The following is an 18,556-nucleotide window of genomic DNA, read 5'->3' as shown; positions in this document are numbered from 1 at the left end:
CCTCTAAACAGTTTATTCCTGGATCACGTCGGCACCCTTGGGGATGACGAACTTGAACTTGGAGGCATCGACAACGCCGTTGGCCTTGACCGCGGAGAACAAGATATCGGTGCGCTGACCAACGCTGTCGATCAGGCGCATGTTGTTGATCACGCCATTGCCAAACGATAGCTGCAGGCTGTCGAACAACGTGTCCTTGGACTTAGGCTTGAGGGTGAACTCAATCACGTTGCTGGTTTGCTTGGAGGTGATATCAAAACTGTCGCTGATTTTCGACACATCGCCCGACAGCAGCAGCGCCGGCGTCTGGTTCAGGCGCGGGTCGAGCTTTTTGATGGTCGCCTGCTCCAGGTCCGGGTCCCACAAGGTGACTTTCTGGCCGTCGGAGACGATGGTCTGCTCGTTCGGCGCGTCGGTTTTCCAGTAAAACAGGCCCGGGCGCTGCACGGCCATTTCACCGGCGGTTTCCTGCAACTGGGTGCCGCCGCCATCCAGGGTCAGCTGGGAGAAGCGCGCCGTCAGGGTCTTGGATTTGTCCAACAGGTTGGTCAGGCTGGCCACGGAGGCCGGATCAGCGTGGGCCGAAACAGCAGTCAGGGCCAGGGCCGGCAACAACAGCATGCGGATAAGACGCATGGGAGTCCTCATTGAGTCGTTAAGGCGAGCCGCGTGCTGCCACGCGGCACGAGATCAGTCGCGCATCTGCCCGGGGGCGATGACTTCGCGCGAGCCGTTGGTGTTCATTGCGGTCACGACGCCAGCGTTTTCCATGGCTTCGATCATGCGGGCGGCGCGGTTGTAGCCGATTTTCAGTTTGCGCTGTACCGCAGAGATCGAGGCACGGCGGCTTTCAAGCACGAACGCCACGGCTTCGTCGTACAGCGCGTCGGTTTCGGCGTCGTCGTCGCCACCGCTGCTGCCACCGTCGAAGCCGCTGCCGGCCTCTTCGACACCGGCGAGGATGTCGTCGTTGTATTCCGGCGCGCCGCGCAGTTTCCAGGCTTCCACCACGCGGTGTACTTCGTCATCGGAAACGAACGCGCCGTGAACCCGGATCGGCAAGCTGGTGCCGGGCGGCATGTAGAGCATGTCACCGTGACCCAACAGTTGCTCGGCGCCGCCCTGGTCGATGATGGTGCGCGAGTCGATCTTGCTGGAAACCTGGAACGCCATCCGCGTCGGGATGTTGGCCTTGATCAGACCCGTGATCACGTCCACCGATGGCCGCTGGGTCGCCAGGATCAGGTGAATGCCGGCAGCCCGGGCTTTCTGGGCGATACGTGCGATCAGCTCTTCAACCTTCTTGCCGACGATCATCATCATGTCGGCAAATTCGTCGACCACAACCACGATGGTCGGCAGCTTGGTCAGCAGCGGCGCTTCGTCGTGGATATTTTCGCGCTTGTACAGCGGGTCGGTCAGCGGCGTGCCGGCGTCCTGGGCTTCCTTGACCTTGGCGTTGAAGCCGGACAGGTTTCGTACGCCCATCTTCGCCATCAGCTTGTAGCGGCGCTCCATCTCGGCCACGCTCCAACGCAAGGCGTTGGCGGCGTCCTTCATGTCGGTGACCACCGGGCAGAGCAGGTGCGGAATGCCCTCGTAGATCGACAATTCCAACATCTTCGGGTCGATCATGATCAGCTTGGCGTCATCCGGGCCGGACTTGAACAGGATCGACAGGATCATCGCGTTCACGCCTACCGACTTACCGGAACCGGTGGTACCGGCAACCAGCAAGTGCGGCATTTTCGCCAGGTCGGTGATCACCGGCTTGCCGCCGATATCATGGCCAAGGGCCAGGGTGACCGGCGATTTGAAGTTGTCGTATTCCGGCGTCGACAGCACTTCGGAGAAGCGCACGATCTGCCGGTCTTCATTGGGAATCTCGATGCCCACGGTGGTCTTGCCGGGGATCACTTCCACCACACGCACGCTGGTCACGGCCAGGGAGCGGGCCAGGTCTTTGGCCAGGTTGGAAATGCGGCTGACCTTGACGCCGGCGGCGGGCTGGATTTCGTAACGGGTAATAACCGGGCCCGGGTGGATCGAGTCGACGGAAACTTCGACGCCGAATTCCTTGAGTTTGATTTCCAGCAGATGGCCGACGGCCGCCAGGGATTCCGGGGAATAATTGAGTTGTTTCTTTTCGGCCGGGTCGAGAATCGAGATCGGTGGCAAGGTGCCTTCCACGGCGCTGTCGATAAACAACGGGGCCTGCTTCTCTTTCTGTACGCGATGGCTGGGCTCGGGAGCCTTGGGCGGCGCCGGGGCGATTACCGGCGGCACCTGCTTCTCGCGGTCCGACATATGTTTGCTCAGGGCTTGCTCGCGCTCGATCAGGCGTTCCTTGACCTTGGCCTGCTCGCGTCGGTCTGGTGTGCTTGGGGCCACCACTTCGCTGACGCGGGTGTCCACCTCGCGCAGCTGCGCAACCATGCGTTTGCGATCAACGCGCGCCGACCACCAGCGGTTGGCCGCACCCTGGAACAATTCGAGCAGGTCGAGGGTGATCTTGCCGGTGACGTCCATCACCTTGAACCACGACAGGTCGGTGAATACCGTCAGGCCGAACAGGAAAAGCGCGATAAACATCAAGGTGCTGCCCTGGATATTCAGGCTCTTGCGCGCCAGGTCGCCAAGGCTCTCGCCCAGCGCACCGCCCGCGCCCGCCGGCAAACCGGTAGGCGCATGAAAGTGGATATGCGCCAGGGCCGCACCGGACAGCACCAGAAACACCAGGCCGATCAAGCGCCAGGAGAACAGCCAGCCGCTCCACTGCCACGGCTCGTGGCGCTGGCGGAAGATCTGCCAGGTCTTGATCGCCAGCAACAGCGGGAAGATATACGCGAAGTAACCCAGCACCATGAACAGAATGTCGGCGCTGTAGGAACCGGCAGGTCCACCGAAGTTCTGCACGTCTTCGATCTTGCTGTTGTGGCTCCAGCCCGGATCGTCCTTGCCATAGGTCAGCAAGGCCATCATCAGGAACAGGCACAGGGCGCCGATGGCGATCAGCGCCCCTTCCTTGAGTCGGTAGTGCAGGTGCTGGCGCCAGGCCGGCACGACTGCTGCTTTAGGTGTTGCGGCGGATTTCTTCAAAACGGGTCTTTTCCTGCGCCTTTAGCGCGTCCATCTGTTGAATGACTGCACACTACCGCTCAATCCGAGCGGCTGAAAAATGAACGAACGTCGCTGAATCTACTTTTAACACTGGGTGATGAAAGGGTGAAATGGCGATAACGCCACAATGGCCGCATTGTACGGGTTTGCGCCCGCGATGCCACGCCCTTGCCGATCACTGAGCAGCATAGACAAATGAAGTGTCACAGCATGTTCAATTTGAGCATGCATTGTCTTTGCTGACAAAGGCTTATGAGCTGTTTTTAGCAATCCAGGCAAGCTTGGCAAATGGCCTGCATTGCCTGGACCCGATTACGACCGCGCCTCGGGCACAGAGTTGCAGAAACACGCGCTCACGCTAATCCTCGTCGATCCCCGATTCGGGCTGGCCCCACAGCGCTGTGTCGACAATAATCACCCCTGCCGCGGCAGGCGACCCGTCTGCCACTCCCCTCCCCTTCCGTAAGCCTGGATGCCATGCTGACCTGGTTGCAACGCGACTCCCTGACTTTTCCGCCGCTGGCCAAGGCCATGCGCGAACCCAATGGCCTGCTTGCCGCCGGCGGCGACCTGTCGGCCGAACGCCTGATCGAGGCTTACCGCCATGGCTGCTTTCCATGGTTCTCGCAAGGTCAGCCGATTCTTTGGTGGTCACCCGACCCGCGCACCGTGATATTCCCCGACGAACTGCATGTCTCGCGCAGCCTAGGCAAACTGCTGCGCCAGCAGCGTTATAGCGTGACGTTCGACCAGGACTTCGCTGCCGTCATCCAGGCGTGCGCCGCACCGCGCAGCTACGCCGATGGCACTTGGATCACCGAGGGCATCCAGAGCGCCTACCTGGAGCTGCACCAGCGCGGCTACGCGCACTCGGTGGAAGTGTGGGATGACGGCGAACTGGTTGGCGGCCTGTATGGGCTGGCGATGGGCCAACTGTTCTTTGGCGAATCCATGTTCAGCCGTGCCGACAACGCGTCGAAATTCGGTTTCGCCACCCTGACCCGGCAGTTGCAGGCCTGGGGTTTTGTGTTGATCGACTGCCAGATGCCCAATGATCACCTGCACAGCCTTGGCGCGCGCGCCATACCGCGCAGTGATTTCGCGGCCTTCCTGCGCAACCATTTGGACCAACCCAGCTCTGGACCGTGGGTTTCCTAGGCGACTTTCTCGCACCTGGCTTACACTTATTTCAAAGCTTATCCCGAGGGTTGATCATGACCGAGCTGGCGCGCTTGAAGTTTTATGCCACTCAAGCCCACTCTTGCAGCTATCTGCCCGACGAGCAGGCCACCACGCTGTTCCTCGACCCCAGCCAGCCAATGGACGTGCACGTGTACGCCGACCTGTCAGAGATGGGTTTTCGGCGCAGCGGCGATCACCTGTACCGCCCCCATTGCCAGAACTGCAATGCTTGCGTGCCGGCACGCATCCCGGCTGCGCAGTTTTTGCCGGACCGTAACCAGAAACGTATCCTCAAGCGCAATGCCGACCTGACGGTGACCGCCACCAAGCCTCAGTACAGCGAAGAATATTTCGATCTCTACCAGCGCTACATCGAACAACGCCATGCCGACGGCGATATGTTCCCACCCAGTCGCGATCAGTTTTCGACATTCCTGGTGCGCGACCTGCCGTTTTCTCGGTTCTATGAGTTTCGCCTGGACGGACGCCTGCTGGCGGTGGCCGTGACCGATCTGCTGCCCAACGGCCTGTCGGCGGTGTACACGTTCTACGAGCCAAGCGAAGAACGTCGCAGCCTGGGACGCTTTGCAATTCTGTGGCAAATCGGTGAAGCCTTGCGCCTGGAACTGGAGGCGGTGTACCTCGGTTACTGGATAAAAAACTGCAAAAAGATGAACTACAAGACCCAATATCGGCCGATTGAGCTACTTATTAATCAAAGATGGGTCACGCTTAACTAGAACCCCTTGGCTTAAACACCCTTTTTCGGGCACAATGCACGCCGCTTTTGCCTGGCGCAGTTGCACCGGGCCATTCACTGGATACCGAGGGCTTTACTGCATGTCGAAAGAAGACAGCTTCGAAATGGAAGGCACTGTCGTCGACACCCTGCCCAACACCATGTTTCGTGTGGAGTTGGAAAATGGGCACGTCGTAACCGCGCATATCTCCGGCAAGATGCGCAAGAACTACATTCGTATTCTTACCGGTGACAAGGTGCGCGTCGAGCTGACGCCCTATGACTTGAGCAAAGGGCGCATCACTTACCGCGCTCGTTAATCAAGTCAATACAAAACGCCCGGTTCTGCCGGGCGTTTTTGTGTGTGCGCGATTAATAAGGGAGTTGCTTGCCTGGCGATAGCGGTATGACAGTAAGCGCGTCGCTGACTGACCCATCCAATCGCAGGCAAGCCAGCTCCCACAGTTGATCTTCAGTGTTTGAGACAGACAGCAAAAAGGCGCCCTTGGGCGCCTTTTTGCTTTGTTGCGGTCAGCGATATCAGGCCATTTCGGCCGTGGTTTCGAAATCGAAGGTCAGCTCGCCGTCCTTCAAATCGATATGCACCACGCCACCATGGTCGGAGAGCTCGCCGAACAGGATCTCTTCGGCCAATGGCCGCTTGATCTTGTCCTGGATCAGACGTGCCATTGGGCGAGCGCCCATTGCCGCGTCGTAACCACCCTCCGCCAACCAATTGCGCGCCGCGTCCGTTACGTCCAGCTGCACGCGCTTGTCTTCCAACTGCGCTTGAAGCTCGGTAAGGAACTTGTCCACCACGCTTTTGATGACCTCATGGCTGAGGCGACCAAACTGGATAATGGTGTCCAGGCGGTTGCGGAACTCCGGCGTGAAGCTTTTCTTGATCACTTCCATCGCATCAGAGGAGTGATCCTGATGCGTAAAGCCGATCGAAGCCCGCGCGGCGGTTTCAGCACCGGCGTTGGTGGTCATGATCACGATCACGTTGCGGAAGTCCGCCTTGCGCCCGTTGTTATCAGTCAGGGTCCCGTGGTCCATGACCTGCAGCAGCAGGTTGAAGACTTCCGGGTGGGCCTTCTCGATTTCATCGAGCAGCAACACGCAGTGCGGCTGCTTGGTGATCGCCTCGGTCAACAGACCGCCCTGGTCGAAACCGACGTAGCCCGGAGGCGCACCGATCAGGCGCGACACCGTGTGGCGCTCCATGTATTCGGACATATCAAAGCGCACCAGCTCAATGCCCATGGCCTTGGCCAACTGCCGCGCTGCCTCGGTTTTGCCGACGCCGGTAGGGCCTGCGAACAGGAACGAACCGACCGGCTTGTCCGGCGACTTGAGGCCCGCGCGCGACAGCTTGATCGCGGTGGACAGCGAGTCGATGGCCGCATCCTGACCGAACACGGTGAGCTTGAGGTCACGCTCCAGGTTACGCAGCAGTTCCTTGTCGGAACTGGTGACGTGTTTTGGCGGAATCCGCGCGATCTTCGCCACGATGTCCTCGACCTGAGGCACGTCGATGCGCTTCACGCGCTTCTCGACGGGTTGCAAGCGCTGGTAGGCACCCGCCTCATCGATGACGTCGATAGCCTTGTCCGGCATATGCCGGTCATTGATGTAGCGTGACGCCAGCTCGGCCGCTGCGCGCAACGCCTCATCGGTGTACTCGATGCCATGGTGCGCTTCGAAACGCCCCTTGAGCCCACGCAGGATGCCGATGGTGTCTTCAACCGAAGGCTCGGACACGTCGACTTTCTGGAAGCGACGCGCCAAGGCGCGGTCTTTCTCGAAGACCCCGCGAAATTCCTGAAAGGTGGTCGAACCGATGCAGCGGATATCACCCGACGACAGCAACGGCTTGAGCAGGTTGGAGGCGTCCATCACCCCACCGGAAGCCGCACCGGCACCAATGATGGTGTGGATCTCATCGATAAACAGGATCGCCTGCGGGCGCTTTTTCAGTTCACCGAGCAGCGCCTTGAAGCGCTTCTCGAAGTCGCCACGGTACTTGGTCCCGGCGAGCAATGCGCCCAGGTCAAGGGAGTAGACGACACTGTTGGCCAGCAGGTCAGGCACCTGATTATCGACAATACGTTTGGCCAGGCCTTCAGCAATCGCGGTTTTACCCACGCCCGCCTCGCCCACCAGCAATGGGTTGTTTTTGCGACGACGCGCGAGGATCTGCGCTACACGCTCAACTTCAAGCTCGCGGCCCACCAGCGGATCGATCCGCCCCTGGCGCGCCAACTCGTTGAGGTTGCTGGCATAGGCATCCAGCGGGTTGCTTGAAGAAGAAGACTCACCGCCCTCGTCGTCCTGCATATCCTGCTCACCCTCGGAATGATCGCCGTGCCCTGGCACTTTGGAGATACCGTGGGCGATGTAGTTGACGACATCAATACGCGCAACGCTCTGCTGCTTGAGCAGAAACACTGCCTGGCTTTCCTGTTCGCTGAAGATAGCCACAAGCACATTGGCGCCTGTGACTTCACGCTTGCCGGAGCTCTGGACGTGGAATACCGCACGCTGCAAGACCCGCTGGAAGCCCAGGGTTGGCTGGGTTTCGCGGTCCTCGTCATGCACGGGGATCAGTGGCGTAGTGGAGTCGATAAACTCCTGCAGGTCATGCTTGAGTTTGTCGAGGTTGGCGCCGCACGCACGTAGCACGGTGGCGGCAGCTTCGTTATCCAAAAGTGCCAGCAGCAGGTGCTCGACGGTCATGAATTCATGACGCTTCGAACGGGCCTCCTTGAAGGCAAGATTGAGGGTGACTTCGAGCTCGCGGTTTAACATAGCTTCACCTCATACCCAAGTGGTCGGCGTTAACCGTCCTTCTCGATTTCACAGAGTAGCGGATGCTGGCTTTCCCTGGCGTACTGGTTGACCTGCATGGCCTTTGTCTCGGCGATGTCGCGGGTAAACACTCCACATACTGCCCGTCCTTCTGTGTGAACGGCCAGCATTACCTTGGTCGCCAACTCGCGGTTCAGGTTAAAAAACACCTCGAGCACTTCGACCACGAAATCCATCGGTGTGTAGTCATCATTGAACAAAACCACCTTGTACATCGGCGGCGCCTGTAAGGCAGGCTTCGCTTCCTGAACAGCAATGCCCGCAGAACCGTCGTCGTCATGTTCCTGATCGGGGCGATCCTGATTGAATGTTAGTCGAATCTGGCTGTTTGCATGCATGGAAAGAAAGGTTCGTCAGTGGTTCAAGTACAGTGATGGGGGCGACCTGTCAGAATTTCAACTCTGACCCAATGGTCGCCTTGACTATCGGCGAATCAGTGTTACAACCAATAGAGCCCACAGTGGGTAAAAAAGGTCCGCGCAGTCAACCTTATTTATTCGGGTTAGGACGGATAAACTGGATGATACTCCAGTGATGGAGTCTGGTGCAGAGGGATATGGTATGTCTGGCGTCAAGATCAATGGCAAGGTCAAATGGTTTAACAATGCCAAAGGCTACGGTTTCATAAATGCAGAAGGAAAACCCGAAGAAGATCTCTTTGCGCATTATTCAGCGATTACCATGGACGGGTACAAGACGCTGAAAGCGGGCCAAGCAGTGACATTTGAAACCATTCAGGGGCCCAAGGGACTGCACGCGGTTGCAATCTCGGCGGCCGAGGCGCAAACAGAGGCGCAGCCACCTGAAGAAATGCACGAAAAGAAGCTCAAGACAGATCAGCCCACTCAATCAAAGAAGAAGCAAACGGCCTGATCAGTTTTTTCAGTAAGTGCCCCACAAAAAACCGGCCATTCCGAGACTTCAGAATGGCCGGTTTTTTATCGCCCGTGATTTACATATGCGAAATCAGCGCATCACCAAAGCCCGATGACGACACCAGCTTGGCGCCGTCCATCAAGCGCTCGAAGTCATAGGTCACGGTCTTGGCCGAAATCGCGCCATTGGTGCCCTTGATGATCAAGTCGGCGGCTTCGGTCCAGCCCATATGGCGCAGCATCATTTCCGCCGACAGGATCAATGAGCCCGGGTTGACCTGATCCTTGCCCGCATACTTGGGCGCCGTGCCATGGGTGGCTTCGAACATCGCCACGGTATCGGACAGGTTGGCCCCCGGCGCAATACCAATCCCTCCCACCTCCGCCGCCAGGGCGTCGGAAAGGTAGTCACCGTTCAGGTTGAGGGTCGCGATCACGTCATATTCGGCCGGACGTAGCAGAATTTGCTGAAGCATGGCATCGGCAATGGCGTCCTTGACCACCACGTTCTTGCCGGTTTTAGGATTTTTGAACTGCATCCACGGCCCACCGTCGAGCAGCGTCGCACCAAATTCCTCAGCCGCCACTTCGTAGGCCCACTCCTTGAAGGCGCCCTCGGTGAACTTCATGATGTTGCCTTTGTGCACAATGGTCAGCGAATCACGGTCGTTATCCACCACATATTGCAGGGCCTTACGCGCCAGACGTTTGGTGCCCTCTTTGGAGACCGGCTTGACGCCAATCCCGCAGTCCTGGTCGAAGCGGATCTTGGTGACGCCCATTTCTTCCTTGAGAAACTTGATCACCTTGATCGCTTCCGGCGAGCCGGCCTTCCACTCGATGCCGGCGTAAATATCCTCGGAGTTCTCACGAAAGATCGTCATGTCTACATCGCCAGGCTTTTTGACCGGGCTGGGCACACCTTCAAACCAGCGCACCGGGCGCAGGCACACATACAGGTCGAGTTGTTGACGCAGGGCCACGTTCAACGAACGAATGCCACCGCCGACCGGCGTGGTCAGGGGCCCCTTGATGGAGACCACATAATCCTTGACCGCATCCAGGGTTTCCTGGGGCAGCCAGGTGTCCTGATCGTAGACTTGAGTCGCTTTCTCGCCCGCGTAAACCTCCATCCAGGAGATCTTGCGCTTGCCGCCGTAAGCCTTTTCAACAGCGGCGTCGACCACCTTGATCATCACCGGGCTGATGTCGACGCCAATACCGTCGCCTTCTATATAAGGGATGATCGGTTGGTCAGGAACATTGAGAGAATGGTCTGCATTGACGGTGATTTTGTCGCCGACTGCCGGAACCTGAATCTTCTTGTATCCCATGCTGAACTCCATCTATGGATTGAACACCTGGCTGCGTTCGAGCCTACTCCAGATATATGGCGACTGAAACCTCACGCCACGCTCATTTGCATCGAAAACAGCATATTTGGTCGCCTACAAGCCTGAAAGCAAAGGCAAAATCGCCAATCTTGAGCACATCGTGCGACGTTAGTCGTACCTGGCAACCTGCGACCTTTAGACCAATGGACGACGCACCTTTTGTATGAAGGCTCGGCGTAAGCATAGCGACGTATGTATAATGCCGCCGCTGACCCAAGAGTCACGACAGCTGACCGCTCTAGACAGTAGCCTTCAGCCAGAAAGCAGGACTATTACAATAGTCCACCCGCTTGACGCTCGACTGATGCAACCCAACATCACCGCGAAGAAACCTCGACATTTCGCTCATGGATGACTTTGAACGAACGCGCTCCACCCGGCGCATCTCGAGTTTCTGCGCACGCTTTCAGCAAAGAAGAGAGTTAATCCGAATATGCCCACCCGCTCGAAGATCATCTACACCTTCACCGACGAAGCCCCAGCCCTCGCCACCTATTCATTGCTGCCTATCGTAGAGGCCTTCACCGCTTCCGCTGATATTGCTGTGGAAACCCGCGACATTTCCCTCGCCGCGCGCATCCTCGCAAGCTTCCCCGAGCAACTGGGCACCAAGGCTATCCCGGACCACCTCGCCGAACTGGGCGACCTGGCCGTTACGCCTGAAGCCAACATCATCAAGCTGCCTAACATCAGCGCCTCGACCCCGCAGCTGCAAGCGGCGATCAAGGAGCTGCAGGCCCAGGGCTACGCCCTGCCGGACTACCCGGAAACCGTAACCACCGACGCGGAAAAAGAAACCCGTGCACGTTACGACAAGGTCAAGGGCAGCGCCGTGAACCCGGTACTGCGCGAAGGCAACTCTGACCGCCGCGCGCCGCTGTCGGTCAAGAACTACGCACGCAAGCACCCGCACAAAATGGGCGCCTGGGCTGCAGACTCCAAGTCGCACGTCGCTCACATGAGCAACGGCGACTTCTACGGCAGCGAAAAAGCCGTACAGATCGAAGCCGCTGACGCAGTGAAGATCGAGCTGGTTGCCAAAGACGGCACCGCCACCGTGCTGAAAGAAAAGACTTCGGTACAAGCTGGCGAAATCATCGACACCGCCGTGCTGAGCAAAAAAGCCCTGCGCGCGTTCATCGCCGCCGAAATCGAAGACGCCAAGAAACAAGGCGTGCTGCTGTCGGTTCACCTTAAAGCCACCATGATGAAGGTCTCCGACCCGATCATGTTCGGCCAGATCGTTGCCGAGTTCTATAAAGACGCCCTGACCAAGCACGCTGCCGTGCTGGAGCAGATCGGCTTCAACCTGAACAACGGCATCGGCGACCTGTACGCTCGCATCAAGGCCTTGCCGGCCGAGCAGCAAGCGCAGATCGAAGCCGACATTCAGGCGGTCTACGCCGCTCGCCCATCGCTTGCGATGGTCAACTCCGACAAAGGCATCACCAACCTGCACGTGCCGAGCGACGTGATCGTCGACGCCTCGATGCCGGCCATGATCCGTGACTCCGGCAAGATGTGGGGCACCGACGGCCAGCTGCACGACACCAAGGCGGTGATCCCGGATCGCTGCTACGCCACCATCTACCAAGCCGTCATCGAAGACTGCAAGGCCAATGGCGCTTTCGACCCAACCACCATGGGCAGCGTGCCAAACGTTGGCCTGATGGCAAAGAAAGCCGAAGAGTACGGCTCTCACGACAAGACCTTCCAGATCAAGGCTGACGGCGTTGTCCGCGTCACCGACAGCAAGGGCAACCTGCTGATGGAACAGACTGTTGAAGCCGGCGACATCTTCCGCATGTGCCAGACCAAAGACGCGCCGATCCAGGACTGGGTCAAACTGGCCGTCAACCGTGCCCGCGCCAGCAGCACCCCGGCCATTTTCTGGCTGGACCCACAGCGCGCGCACGACGGCGTCGTGGTCGAGAAAGTTCAGGCCTACCTGAAAGACCACAACACCGACGGCCTGGACATCCGCATCATGTCGCCGGTCGACGCGATGAAGTTCACCCTGGAGCGCACCCGCAAAGGCCTGGACACCATCTCGGTGACCGGCAACGTACTGCGCGACTACCTGACCGACCTGTTCCCGATCATGGAACTGGGCACCAGCGCCAAGATGCTGTCGATCGTGCCGCTGATGAACGGCGGTGGCCTGTTCGAAACCGGCGCCGGCGGTTCGGCTCCGAAACACGTGCAGCAGCTGGTTGAAGAGAACTTCCTGCGCTGGGATTCCCTGGGCGAGTTCCTGGCCCTGGCAGCATCCCTTGAGCATTTGGGTGTCACTTACAACAACCCGAAAGCCCTGGTGCTGTCCAAGACCCTGGACCAGGCCACTGGCCAGTTCTTGGACAACAACAAGTCGCCATCGCGCAAAGTCGGCAACATCGACAACCGCGGCAGCCACTTCTACCTGGCGCTGTACTGGGCTCAAGCCCTGGCCGCCCAGACCGAAGACACTGCACTGCAAGCGCAGTTCGGCGAATTGGCCAAAACCCTGAGCGACAACGAGGCGACCATCGTTGCCGAGCTGAACGCCGTGCAGGGCAAGCCAGTGGACATCGGCGGCTACTACGCGCCGAACCCGGAGCTGACCAGCAAAGCCATGCGCCCAAGCAACACCCTCAACGCGGCGATTGCCAAGTTGAAGTAAGGTTGTAAGGATGCAAAGAAGCCCCGGCCCCGTGCCGGGGTTTCTGTTTTTGCCGTTCTACGCAAGAAGCCGGATCAAATGTGGGAGGGGGCTTGCCCCCGATAGCGATGGATCAGTCGAGCTATTGGTCACTGACACACCGTCATCGGGGGCAAGCCCCCTCCCACACTGACCGCAATTGTGCCCAAACACCGCGTCATATCTTGAATCGAGGCCTCCCATGACCTGGCAACCCCACATCACCGTCGCCACCCTCGTCGAAGACAACGGCCGCTTCCTGATGGTCGAGGAACTCAAGGGCGGCCGCGCCGTGCTCAACCAGCCCGCAGGCCACCTGGACCCGAACGAAACCCTGACCGAAGCCGCCGTGCGCGAAACCCTTGAAGAAACCGGCTGGGACGTCGAGGCCACCGGCATTGTCGGGATCTACCTGTACACCGCGCCCAGCAATGGCGTGACCTACCAGCGGGTCTGCTTCACCGCCAAGGCGCTGAAACACCACCCGGACTATCAACTGGACGACGGCATCGTCCGCGCCCGCTGGCTGACCCGCGACGAGCTGATGGCCCTGCGCGATGACTGGCGCAGCGAGTTGATCATCCGTTGCATCGATGATTATTTGAGCGGCCAGCGCCACAGTCTGGAACTGATCCGCCCTTCTCTTTAGCCTTGCGGACGCGAGCCTGCTAGAATCGCGTCCTTTTTAAAGACACCCGTTGAAATCCTATGCGTGATCCAGCCCCTTCTGACACACAAAAGAAGCGCGTCATCGTCGGTATGTCCGGCGGCGTGGATTCTTCCGTTTCCGCCGTTCTGCTCATGGAGCAGGGTTATGAGGTGGAAGGCCTGTTCATGAAGAACTGGGAAGAAGACGATGGAACGGAATATTGCACCGCCATGGACGACCTCGCAGACGCCCAGGCCGTGTGCGACAAGATCGGCATCAAGTTGCACACCGCCAATTTCGCCGCCGAGTACTGGGACAACGTGTTCGAGCACTTCCTGGCCGAATACAAGGCCGGCCGCACGCCGAACCCGGACATCCTGTGCAACCGCGAAATCAAGTTCAAGGCGTTTCTCGACTACGCCATGATCCTTGGCGCGGACCTGATTGCTACCGGCCACTACGTGCGCCGTCGCGACGTGGATGGCCGCACCGAGCTGCTCAAAGGCCTGGACCCGAACAAGGACCAGAGCTACTTCCTGCACGCCGTCGGCGGCGAACAGATCGCCAAGACCCTGTTCCCGGTGGGCGAGCTGGAAAAACCCGAAGTGCGCAGGATTGCCGAGAAACACGGCCTGGCCACCGCCAAGAAAAAGGACTCCACCGGGATCTGCTTTATCGGCGAGCGCCGCTTCAGCGACTTCCTCAAGCAGTACCTGCCGGCGCAACCGGGTGAAATCAAAACCACCGAAGGTGATGTCATCGGTCGCCACCACGGCCTGATGTACCACACCATCGGCCAGCGTCAGGGCCTGGGCATCGGCGGTTTGAAAGACGCAGGTGAAGAGCCGTGGTACGTGCTGGTCAAGGACCTGAAAAACAATGTGCTGATCGTTGGCCAGGGTAATGAACACCCGCTGCTGTTCTCGGGCGCACTGCTGGCCTCGGAGATCTATTGGGTCAACCCGATCGACCTGAGCACGCCGCGCCGCCTGACCGCCAAGGTGCGCTATCGCCAGAGCGACCAGCCTTGCACCCTGGAGAAAACCGCCAGTGGCTATCGCGCCACGTTCGATGACCCGCAACGCGCGGTCACGCCTGGCCAGTCCGTGGTGTTTTATGACGGCGAAATTTGCCTGGGGGGCGGTGTGATTGAAGTCGCCGAACCCTGGAGCAACCCGGCATGAGCCCGACCCAGGAGCAACTGACCGCACTCGGCGGGGTTTTCCTCGCTGCGGTACTGGTCGACAAGATCGCCAAGACCGGCCAGGTGACTGAGGCAGGCCTGACCTGCATGCTCGGCAGCCTGCTGATCCGCGACCCCAAGGACACCCTGGAAGTCTATGGCGGCGACGACCTGGCGCTGCGCGAAGGCTATCGCGCGCTGATCGGCGCACTGGAGCGCGATCCGAGCACCTTGCAGCGCGAACCCCTGCGCTACGCCCTGTCGATGCTCGGCCTTGAGCGCCAATTGGCCAAGCGTGACGACATGCTCGAGACCATCGGCAAGCGCCTGCCGCAGATCCAATCCCAGGTCGAGCACTTCGGCCCGGCCCACGAAAACGTGATCGCCGCCTGCGGCGCGCTGTACCAGGACACCTTGAGCACCTTGCGCCAACGCATCCAGGTGCACGGCGACATGCGCAACCTGCAGCAACCCAACAATGCCTCGAAAATCCGCGCCCTGCTCCTGGCCGGTATCCGTTCGGCACGGTTGTGGCGCCAGTTGGGCGGTCATCGTTGGCAGCTGGTGATCAGCCGACGCAAATTGCTCAAAGAGCTTTACCCGTTGATGCGCAACGAATAAGTCGCAGCAACCAGGATTTTTATCGCCTCACGCGTAATACGCCGGTCAGTTGGCAACGGACCGGCGGATTTTTTCATGTATGATACGCGCCCCATTTCGTTGCCCGACTGTCCGAGAACACCCCATGCAGCTTTCTTCGCTCACTGCGGTTTCCCCTGTTGACGGCCGCTACGCCGGCAAAACCCAGGCCCTGCGCCCTATTTTCAGCGAATACGGCTTGATCCGTGCTCGTGTTCTGGTTGAAGTGCGCTGGCTCCAGCGCCTGGCCGCCCACCCTGGCATCAGCGAAGTGCCGGCGTTCTCCGCCGAAGCCAACGCGGTGCTGAACGCCCTGGCGGAAAACTTCGCTCTGGAGCACGCCGAGCGTGTCAAAGAGATCGAGCGCACCACCAACCACGACGTAAAAGCCATCGAATACCTGCTCAAAGAGCAAGCGGCGAAGCTGCCGGAATTGGCCAAGGTCAGCGAGTTCATCCACTTTGCCTGCACCAGCGAGGACATCAACAACCTGTCCCACGCCCTGATGCTGCGCGAAGGCCGCGATGACGTGATGCTGCCGCTGATGCGCCAGACCGCCAACGCCATTCGCGAACTGGCGATTCGTTTCGCCGACGTGCCGATGCTGTCGCGCACCCACGGCCAGCCGGCTTCGCCGACCACGCTGGGCAAAGAACTGGCCAACGTGGTGTACCGCCTGGAGCGTCAGATCGCTCAAGTCGCCGCCGTGCCGCTGCTGGGCAAAATCAACGGCGCCGTGGGCAACTACAACGCCCACCTCTCTGCCTACCCGGAAATCGACTGGGAAGAAAATGCTCGCGCGTTCATCGAAGACGAGCTGGGCCTGGGCTTCAACCCGTACACCACGCAGATCGAACCGCACGACTACATCGCCGAGCTGTTCGACGCGATTGCGCGCTTCAACACCATCCTGATCGACTTTGATCGCGATATCTGGGGTTACATCTCCCTGGGCTACTTCAAGCAGCGCACCATTGCCGGTGAAATCGGTTCCTCGACCATGCCGCACAAGGTCAACCCGATCGACTTCGAAAACTCCGAAGGCAACCTCGGCATCGCCAACGCCCTGTTCCAGCACCTGGCCAGCAAGTTGCCGATCTCCCGCTGGCAGCGCGACCTGACCGACTCCACCGTGCTGCGCAACCTCGGCGTGGGCTTCGCTCACAGCGTGATCGCGTACGAAGCCAGCCTCAAAGGCATCAGCAAGCTTGAGCTCAACGAGCAGAAAATCGCCGCTGACCTGGACGCGTGCTGGGAAGTGTTGGCCGAGCCGATTCAGACCGTGATGCGCCGCTACAACATCGAAAACCCGTACGAGAAGCTTAAAGAATTGACGCGCGGCAAGGGCATCAGCCCCGAGGCGCTGCAAACTTTCATCGACGGCCTGGATATGCCAGCCGCTGCCAAGGCCGAGCTGAAACTGCTCACCCCGGCCAACTACATCGGCAACGCGGTGGCCCAAGCCAAGCGCATCTGATTCGCGCAAGCCCTCTTGAGACGCCCGGCCGCGCCGGGCGTTTTTATTCCTGTCTTAAAAGTGCTTTCTTTCAATAGGTTACACATGAATCCTGATATTCCTCTTCAACTTCTGGGCGGCATCACGGCACGCGAATTCCTGCGCGACTACTGGCAGAAAAAACCGTTGCTGATCCGTCAGGCCATCCCTGATTTCGAAAGCCCGATCGACGCCGACGAACTGGCCGGCTTGGCCCTGGAAGAAGAAGTTGAATCGCGCCTGGTGATCGAACACGGCGAGCGTCCGTGGGAGCTGCGTCGCGGCCCATTCGCCGAAGACGCCTTCAGCACCCTGCCCGAGCGTGAGTGGACCCTGCTGGTGCAGGCCGTCGATCAGTTCGTGCCGGAAGTCGCCGAGTTGCTGGAGCACTTTCGCTTCCTGCCAAGCTGGCGCATCGACGATGTGATGATCAGCTTTGCCGCACCCGGCGGCAGCGTTGGCCCGCACTTCGATAACTACGACGTGTTCCTGCTGCAAGCCCAAGGCAAGCGCAACTGGAAAATCGGCCAGATGTGCAACTCCGAAAGCCCGCTGCTGCAGCATGCCGACCTGCGCATGCTCGCCGAATTCGAACAAAGCGAAGAATGGGTGCTGGAACCGGGCGATATGCTCTACCTGCCGCCACGCCTGGCACACTTCGGTATCGCCGAAGATGACTGCATGACCTATTCGGTAGGCTTTCGCGCGCCAAGCGCCGCTGAAGTGCTGACCCACTTCACCGACTTCCTCAGCCAGTACCTGACGGACGAAGAGCGTTACACCGACGCCGACGCCCAGCCGGCAAGCGACCCGCACCAGATCCAGGGTGACGCGCTGGACCGCCTGAAGAGCCTGCTGGCCGAGCACATGAGCGACGAGCGCATGCTGCTGACCTGGTTTGGCCAGTTCATGACCGAGCCGCGCTACCCTGAACTGGTGGCGGGCGAAGAATTGGGCGAAGAGGACTTCGTCAACAGCCTGGAAGGTGGCGCGATCCTGGTGCGCAACCCAAGCGCGCGCATGGCGTGGTCGGAAGTCGATGACGATGTACTGCTGTTCGCCAGCGGCCAGAGCCGTTACCTGCCAGGCAAACTGCGCGAGCTGTTGAAGCTGGTGTGCTCGGCCGACGCCCTGCACAGCGAAAACCTCGGCGAGTGGCTCGCAGACGAAGACGGTCGCGACCTGCTGTGCGAATTGGTCAAGCAAGGAAGCCTGGGATTTGCCGATGAATAAGATTCACGTAAGTGTCGCGGACTGGCGAAAGGATATCGACGAGATTCGGCGCATTCGTGAAGCGGTGTTTATCGCTGAACAATCGGTTCCACCTGAGCTTGAGTGGGACGCGGACGACGCCGACGCCGTGCATTTTCTGGCGTTCGAAGGCGATTTTCCGATTGGTACTGCGCGCCTGCTGCCCAGTGGCGAGATCGGGCGTGTGTCGGTGCTCAAGGACTGGCGCGGCCTGAAGGTTGGCGACAAGCTGATGGAAGCGGTGATTGGGCTTGCCGAGCAACGCGGCCAGACCAAGCAGTTTCTGAGTGCGCAGGTGTACGCGGCGCCGTTCTATGAGCGGCTGGGCTTCAAGATTGTCAGCGATGAGTTTCTTGAAGTCGGTATTCCGCATGTGGACATGGTGCGCGAAGGCTGATCCCTGTGCCGAGCGGGCTTGCACCGCGCTGGGCTGCGCAGCGGCCCTAAAACCAGACGCCGCGTTCTTTCTGAAAGAATGCGG

The 18,556-nt window shown here is 59.5% G+C and carries 16 protein-coding genes; 11 read left to right on the top strand and 5 right to left on the bottom strand.

Annotation, left to right across the window (positions count from 1 at the left end):
- Positions 1 to 12: 12 nt before the first annotated feature.
- Entirely contained in the window at positions 13 to 636 is a 624-nt protein-coding gene (gene lolA / locus ACM530_RS22310) for an outer membrane lipoprotein chaperone LolA (protein ID WP_106579857.1), read from the bottom strand.
- A gap of 54 nt (positions 637 to 690) precedes the next feature.
- Positions 691 to 3,099 carry a DNA translocase FtsK gene (locus ACM530_RS22305; protein ID WP_242199473.1) on the bottom strand — a complete coding sequence of 803 codons (2,409 nt, stop codon included), beginning with the start codon at positions 3,097 to 3,099 and terminating at the stop codon, positions 691 to 693.
- 498 nt (positions 3,100 to 3,597) lie between these two features.
- Here ACM530_RS22305 and aat point away from each other — a divergent pair, with 498 nt between their 5' ends.
- The 3 genes from aat (at position 3,598) to infA (ending at position 5,361) form a co-directional block, all read left to right on the top strand.
- Positions 3,598 to 4,278 carry a leucyl/phenylalanyl-tRNA--protein transferase gene (gene aat / locus ACM530_RS22300; protein ID WP_416363175.1) on the top strand — a complete coding sequence of 227 codons (681 nt, stop codon included), beginning with the start codon at positions 3,598 to 3,600 and terminating at the stop codon, positions 4,276 to 4,278.
- Between the two features lie 56 nt (positions 4,279 to 4,334).
- Positions 4,335 to 5,042, top strand: coding sequence for an arginyltransferase (locus tag ACM530_RS22295; RefSeq protein WP_145164694.1), 708 nt, complete (start codon positions 4,335 to 4,337; stop codon positions 5,040 to 5,042).
- Positions 5,043 to 5,142: 100 nt separating this feature from the next.
- Positions 5,143 to 5,361 carry a translation initiation factor IF-1 gene (gene infA / locus ACM530_RS22290; RefSeq protein ID WP_002553999.1) on the top strand — a complete coding sequence of 73 codons (219 nt, stop codon included), beginning with the start codon at positions 5,143 to 5,145 and terminating at the stop codon, positions 5,359 to 5,361.
- Positions 5,362 to 5,581: 220 nt separating this feature from the next.
- Here infA and clpA read toward each other — a convergent pair whose 3' ends face one another.
- On the bottom strand, positions 5,582 to 7,852 hold the full coding sequence (gene clpA / locus ACM530_RS22285) for an ATP-dependent Clp protease ATP-binding subunit ClpA (protein ID WP_416363174.1): 2,271 nt from the start codon (positions 7,850 to 7,852) through the stop codon (positions 5,582 to 5,584).
- A 29-nt stretch (positions 7,853 to 7,881) separates the two neighbouring features.
- On the bottom strand, positions 7,882 to 8,250 hold the full coding sequence (gene clpS, locus ACM530_RS22280; protein WP_005789091.1) for an ATP-dependent Clp protease adapter ClpS: 369 nt from the start codon (positions 8,248 to 8,250) through the stop codon (positions 7,882 to 7,884).
- 223 nt (positions 8,251 to 8,473) lie between these two features.
- Between clpS and cspD the strand changes: the two genes are divergently transcribed.
- Positions 8,474 to 8,785, top strand: coding sequence for a cold shock domain-containing protein CspD (cspD, locus tag ACM530_RS22275; RefSeq protein ID WP_145164692.1), 312 nt, complete (start codon positions 8,474 to 8,476; stop codon positions 8,783 to 8,785).
- Between the two features lie 79 nt (positions 8,786 to 8,864).
- Here the strand turns inward: cspD and icd are convergent, their stop codons facing one another.
- On the bottom strand, positions 8,865 to 10,121 hold the full coding sequence (gene icd / locus ACM530_RS22270) for an NADP-dependent isocitrate dehydrogenase (RefSeq protein ID WP_122729012.1): 1,257 nt from the start codon (positions 10,119 to 10,121) through the stop codon (positions 8,865 to 8,867).
- Between the two features lie 493 nt (positions 10,122 to 10,614).
- Between icd and ACM530_RS22265 the strand changes: the two genes are divergently transcribed.
- The 7 genes from ACM530_RS22265 to ACM530_RS22235 all read left to right on the top strand — a co-directional run bounded on the left by ACM530_RS22265 (position 10,615) and on the right by ACM530_RS22235 (position 18,472).
- Positions 10,615 to 12,840 carry an NADP-dependent isocitrate dehydrogenase gene (locus tag ACM530_RS22265; protein ID WP_416363173.1) on the top strand — a complete coding sequence of 742 codons (2,226 nt, stop codon included), beginning with the start codon at positions 10,615 to 10,617 and terminating at the stop codon, positions 12,838 to 12,840.
- Between the two features lie 220 nt (positions 12,841 to 13,060).
- A complete protein-coding gene (locus ACM530_RS22260) occupies positions 13,061 to 13,507 on the top strand; it encodes an NUDIX hydrolase (RefSeq protein WP_124417848.1) in 447 nt (148 codons plus the stop codon).
- A gap of 59 nt (positions 13,508 to 13,566) precedes the next feature.
- On the top strand, positions 13,567 to 14,691 hold the full coding sequence (gene mnmA, locus ACM530_RS22255) for a tRNA 2-thiouridine(34) synthase MnmA (RefSeq protein ID WP_145164690.1): 1,125 nt from the start codon (positions 13,567 to 13,569) through the stop codon (positions 14,689 to 14,691).
- On the top strand, positions 14,688 to 15,311 hold the full coding sequence (hflD, locus tag ACM530_RS22250; RefSeq protein WP_046068637.1) for a high frequency lysogenization protein HflD: 624 nt from the start codon (positions 14,688 to 14,690) through the stop codon (positions 15,309 to 15,311). The genes mnmA and hflD overlap by 4 nt, the downstream gene beginning before the upstream one ends.
- A 124-nt stretch (positions 15,312 to 15,435) precedes the next feature.
- Entirely contained in the window at positions 15,436 to 16,806 is a 1,371-nt protein-coding gene (gene purB, locus ACM530_RS22245; RefSeq protein WP_119736269.1) for an adenylosuccinate lyase, read from the top strand.
- Positions 16,807 to 16,890: 84 nt separating this feature from the next.
- Positions 16,891 to 18,057 carry a JmjC domain-containing protein gene (locus ACM530_RS22240; protein ID WP_416363172.1) on the top strand — a complete coding sequence of 389 codons (1,167 nt, stop codon included), beginning with the start codon at positions 16,891 to 16,893 and terminating at the stop codon, positions 18,055 to 18,057.
- Positions 18,050 to 18,472, top strand: coding sequence for a GNAT family N-acetyltransferase (locus tag ACM530_RS22235; protein WP_145164686.1), 423 nt, complete (start codon positions 18,050 to 18,052; stop codon positions 18,470 to 18,472). The genes ACM530_RS22240 and ACM530_RS22235 overlap by 8 nt, the downstream gene beginning before the upstream one ends.
- Positions 18,473 to 18,556 lie beyond the last annotated feature (84 nt).

The organism is Pseudomonas sp. NFX183, assembly GCF_047943075.1.
Classification (GTDB): Bacteria; Pseudomonadota; Gammaproteobacteria; order Pseudomonadales; family Pseudomonadaceae; genus Aquipseudomonas.
The sequence above is the reverse complement of the archived record's forward strand: the minus strand, read 5'-3'. Positions and strand labels throughout refer to the sequence as shown.

Excerpts from the sequence above, each read along its gene's own strand:
- clpA (WP_416363174.1), bottom strand. The coding sequence starts at position 7,852 with ATGTTAAACCGCGAGCTCGAAGTCACCCTCAATCTTGCCTTCAAGGAG.
- clpS (WP_005789091.1), bottom strand. The coding sequence starts at position 8,250 with ATGCATGCAAACAGCCAGATTCGACTAACATTCAATCAGGATCGCCCC.
- infA (WP_002553999.1), top strand. The coding sequence starts at position 5,143 with ATGTCGAAAGAAGACAGCTTCGAAATGGAAGGCACTGTCGTCGACACC.
- ACM530_RS22240 (WP_416363172.1), top strand. The coding sequence starts at position 16,891 with ATGAATCCTGATATTCCTCTTCAACTTCTGGGCGGCATCACGGCACGC.
- mnmA (WP_145164690.1), top strand. The coding sequence starts at position 13,567 with ATGCGTGATCCAGCCCCTTCTGACACACAAAAGAAGCGCGTCATCGTC.
- icd (WP_122729012.1), bottom strand. The coding sequence starts at position 10,121 with ATGGGATACAAGAAGATTCAGGTTCCGGCAGTCGGCGACAAAATCACC.
- ACM530_RS22265 (WP_416363173.1), top strand. The coding sequence starts at position 10,615 with ATGCCCACCCGCTCGAAGATCATCTACACCTTCACCGACGAAGCCCCA.
- ACM530_RS22260 (WP_124417848.1), top strand. The coding sequence starts at position 13,061 with ATGACCTGGCAACCCCACATCACCGTCGCCACCCTCGTCGAAGACAAC.
- hflD (WP_046068637.1), top strand. The coding sequence starts at position 14,688 with ATGAGCCCGACCCAGGAGCAACTGACCGCACTCGGCGGGGTTTTCCTC.
- purB (WP_119736269.1), top strand. The coding sequence starts at position 15,436 with ATGCAGCTTTCTTCGCTCACTGCGGTTTCCCCTGTTGACGGCCGCTAC.
- lolA (WP_106579857.1), bottom strand. The coding sequence starts at position 636 with ATGCGTCTTATCCGCATGCTGTTGTTGCCGGCCCTGGCCCTGACTGCT.
- ACM530_RS22295 (WP_145164694.1), top strand. The coding sequence starts at position 4,335 with ATGACCGAGCTGGCGCGCTTGAAGTTTTATGCCACTCAAGCCCACTCT.
- aat (WP_416363175.1), top strand. The coding sequence starts at position 3,598 with ATGCTGACCTGGTTGCAACGCGACTCCCTGACTTTTCCGCCGCTGGCC.
- ACM530_RS22235 (WP_145164686.1), top strand. The coding sequence starts at position 18,050 with ATGAATAAGATTCACGTAAGTGTCGCGGACTGGCGAAAGGATATCGAC.
- cspD (WP_145164692.1), top strand. The coding sequence starts at position 8,474 with ATGTCTGGCGTCAAGATCAATGGCAAGGTCAAATGGTTTAACAATGCC.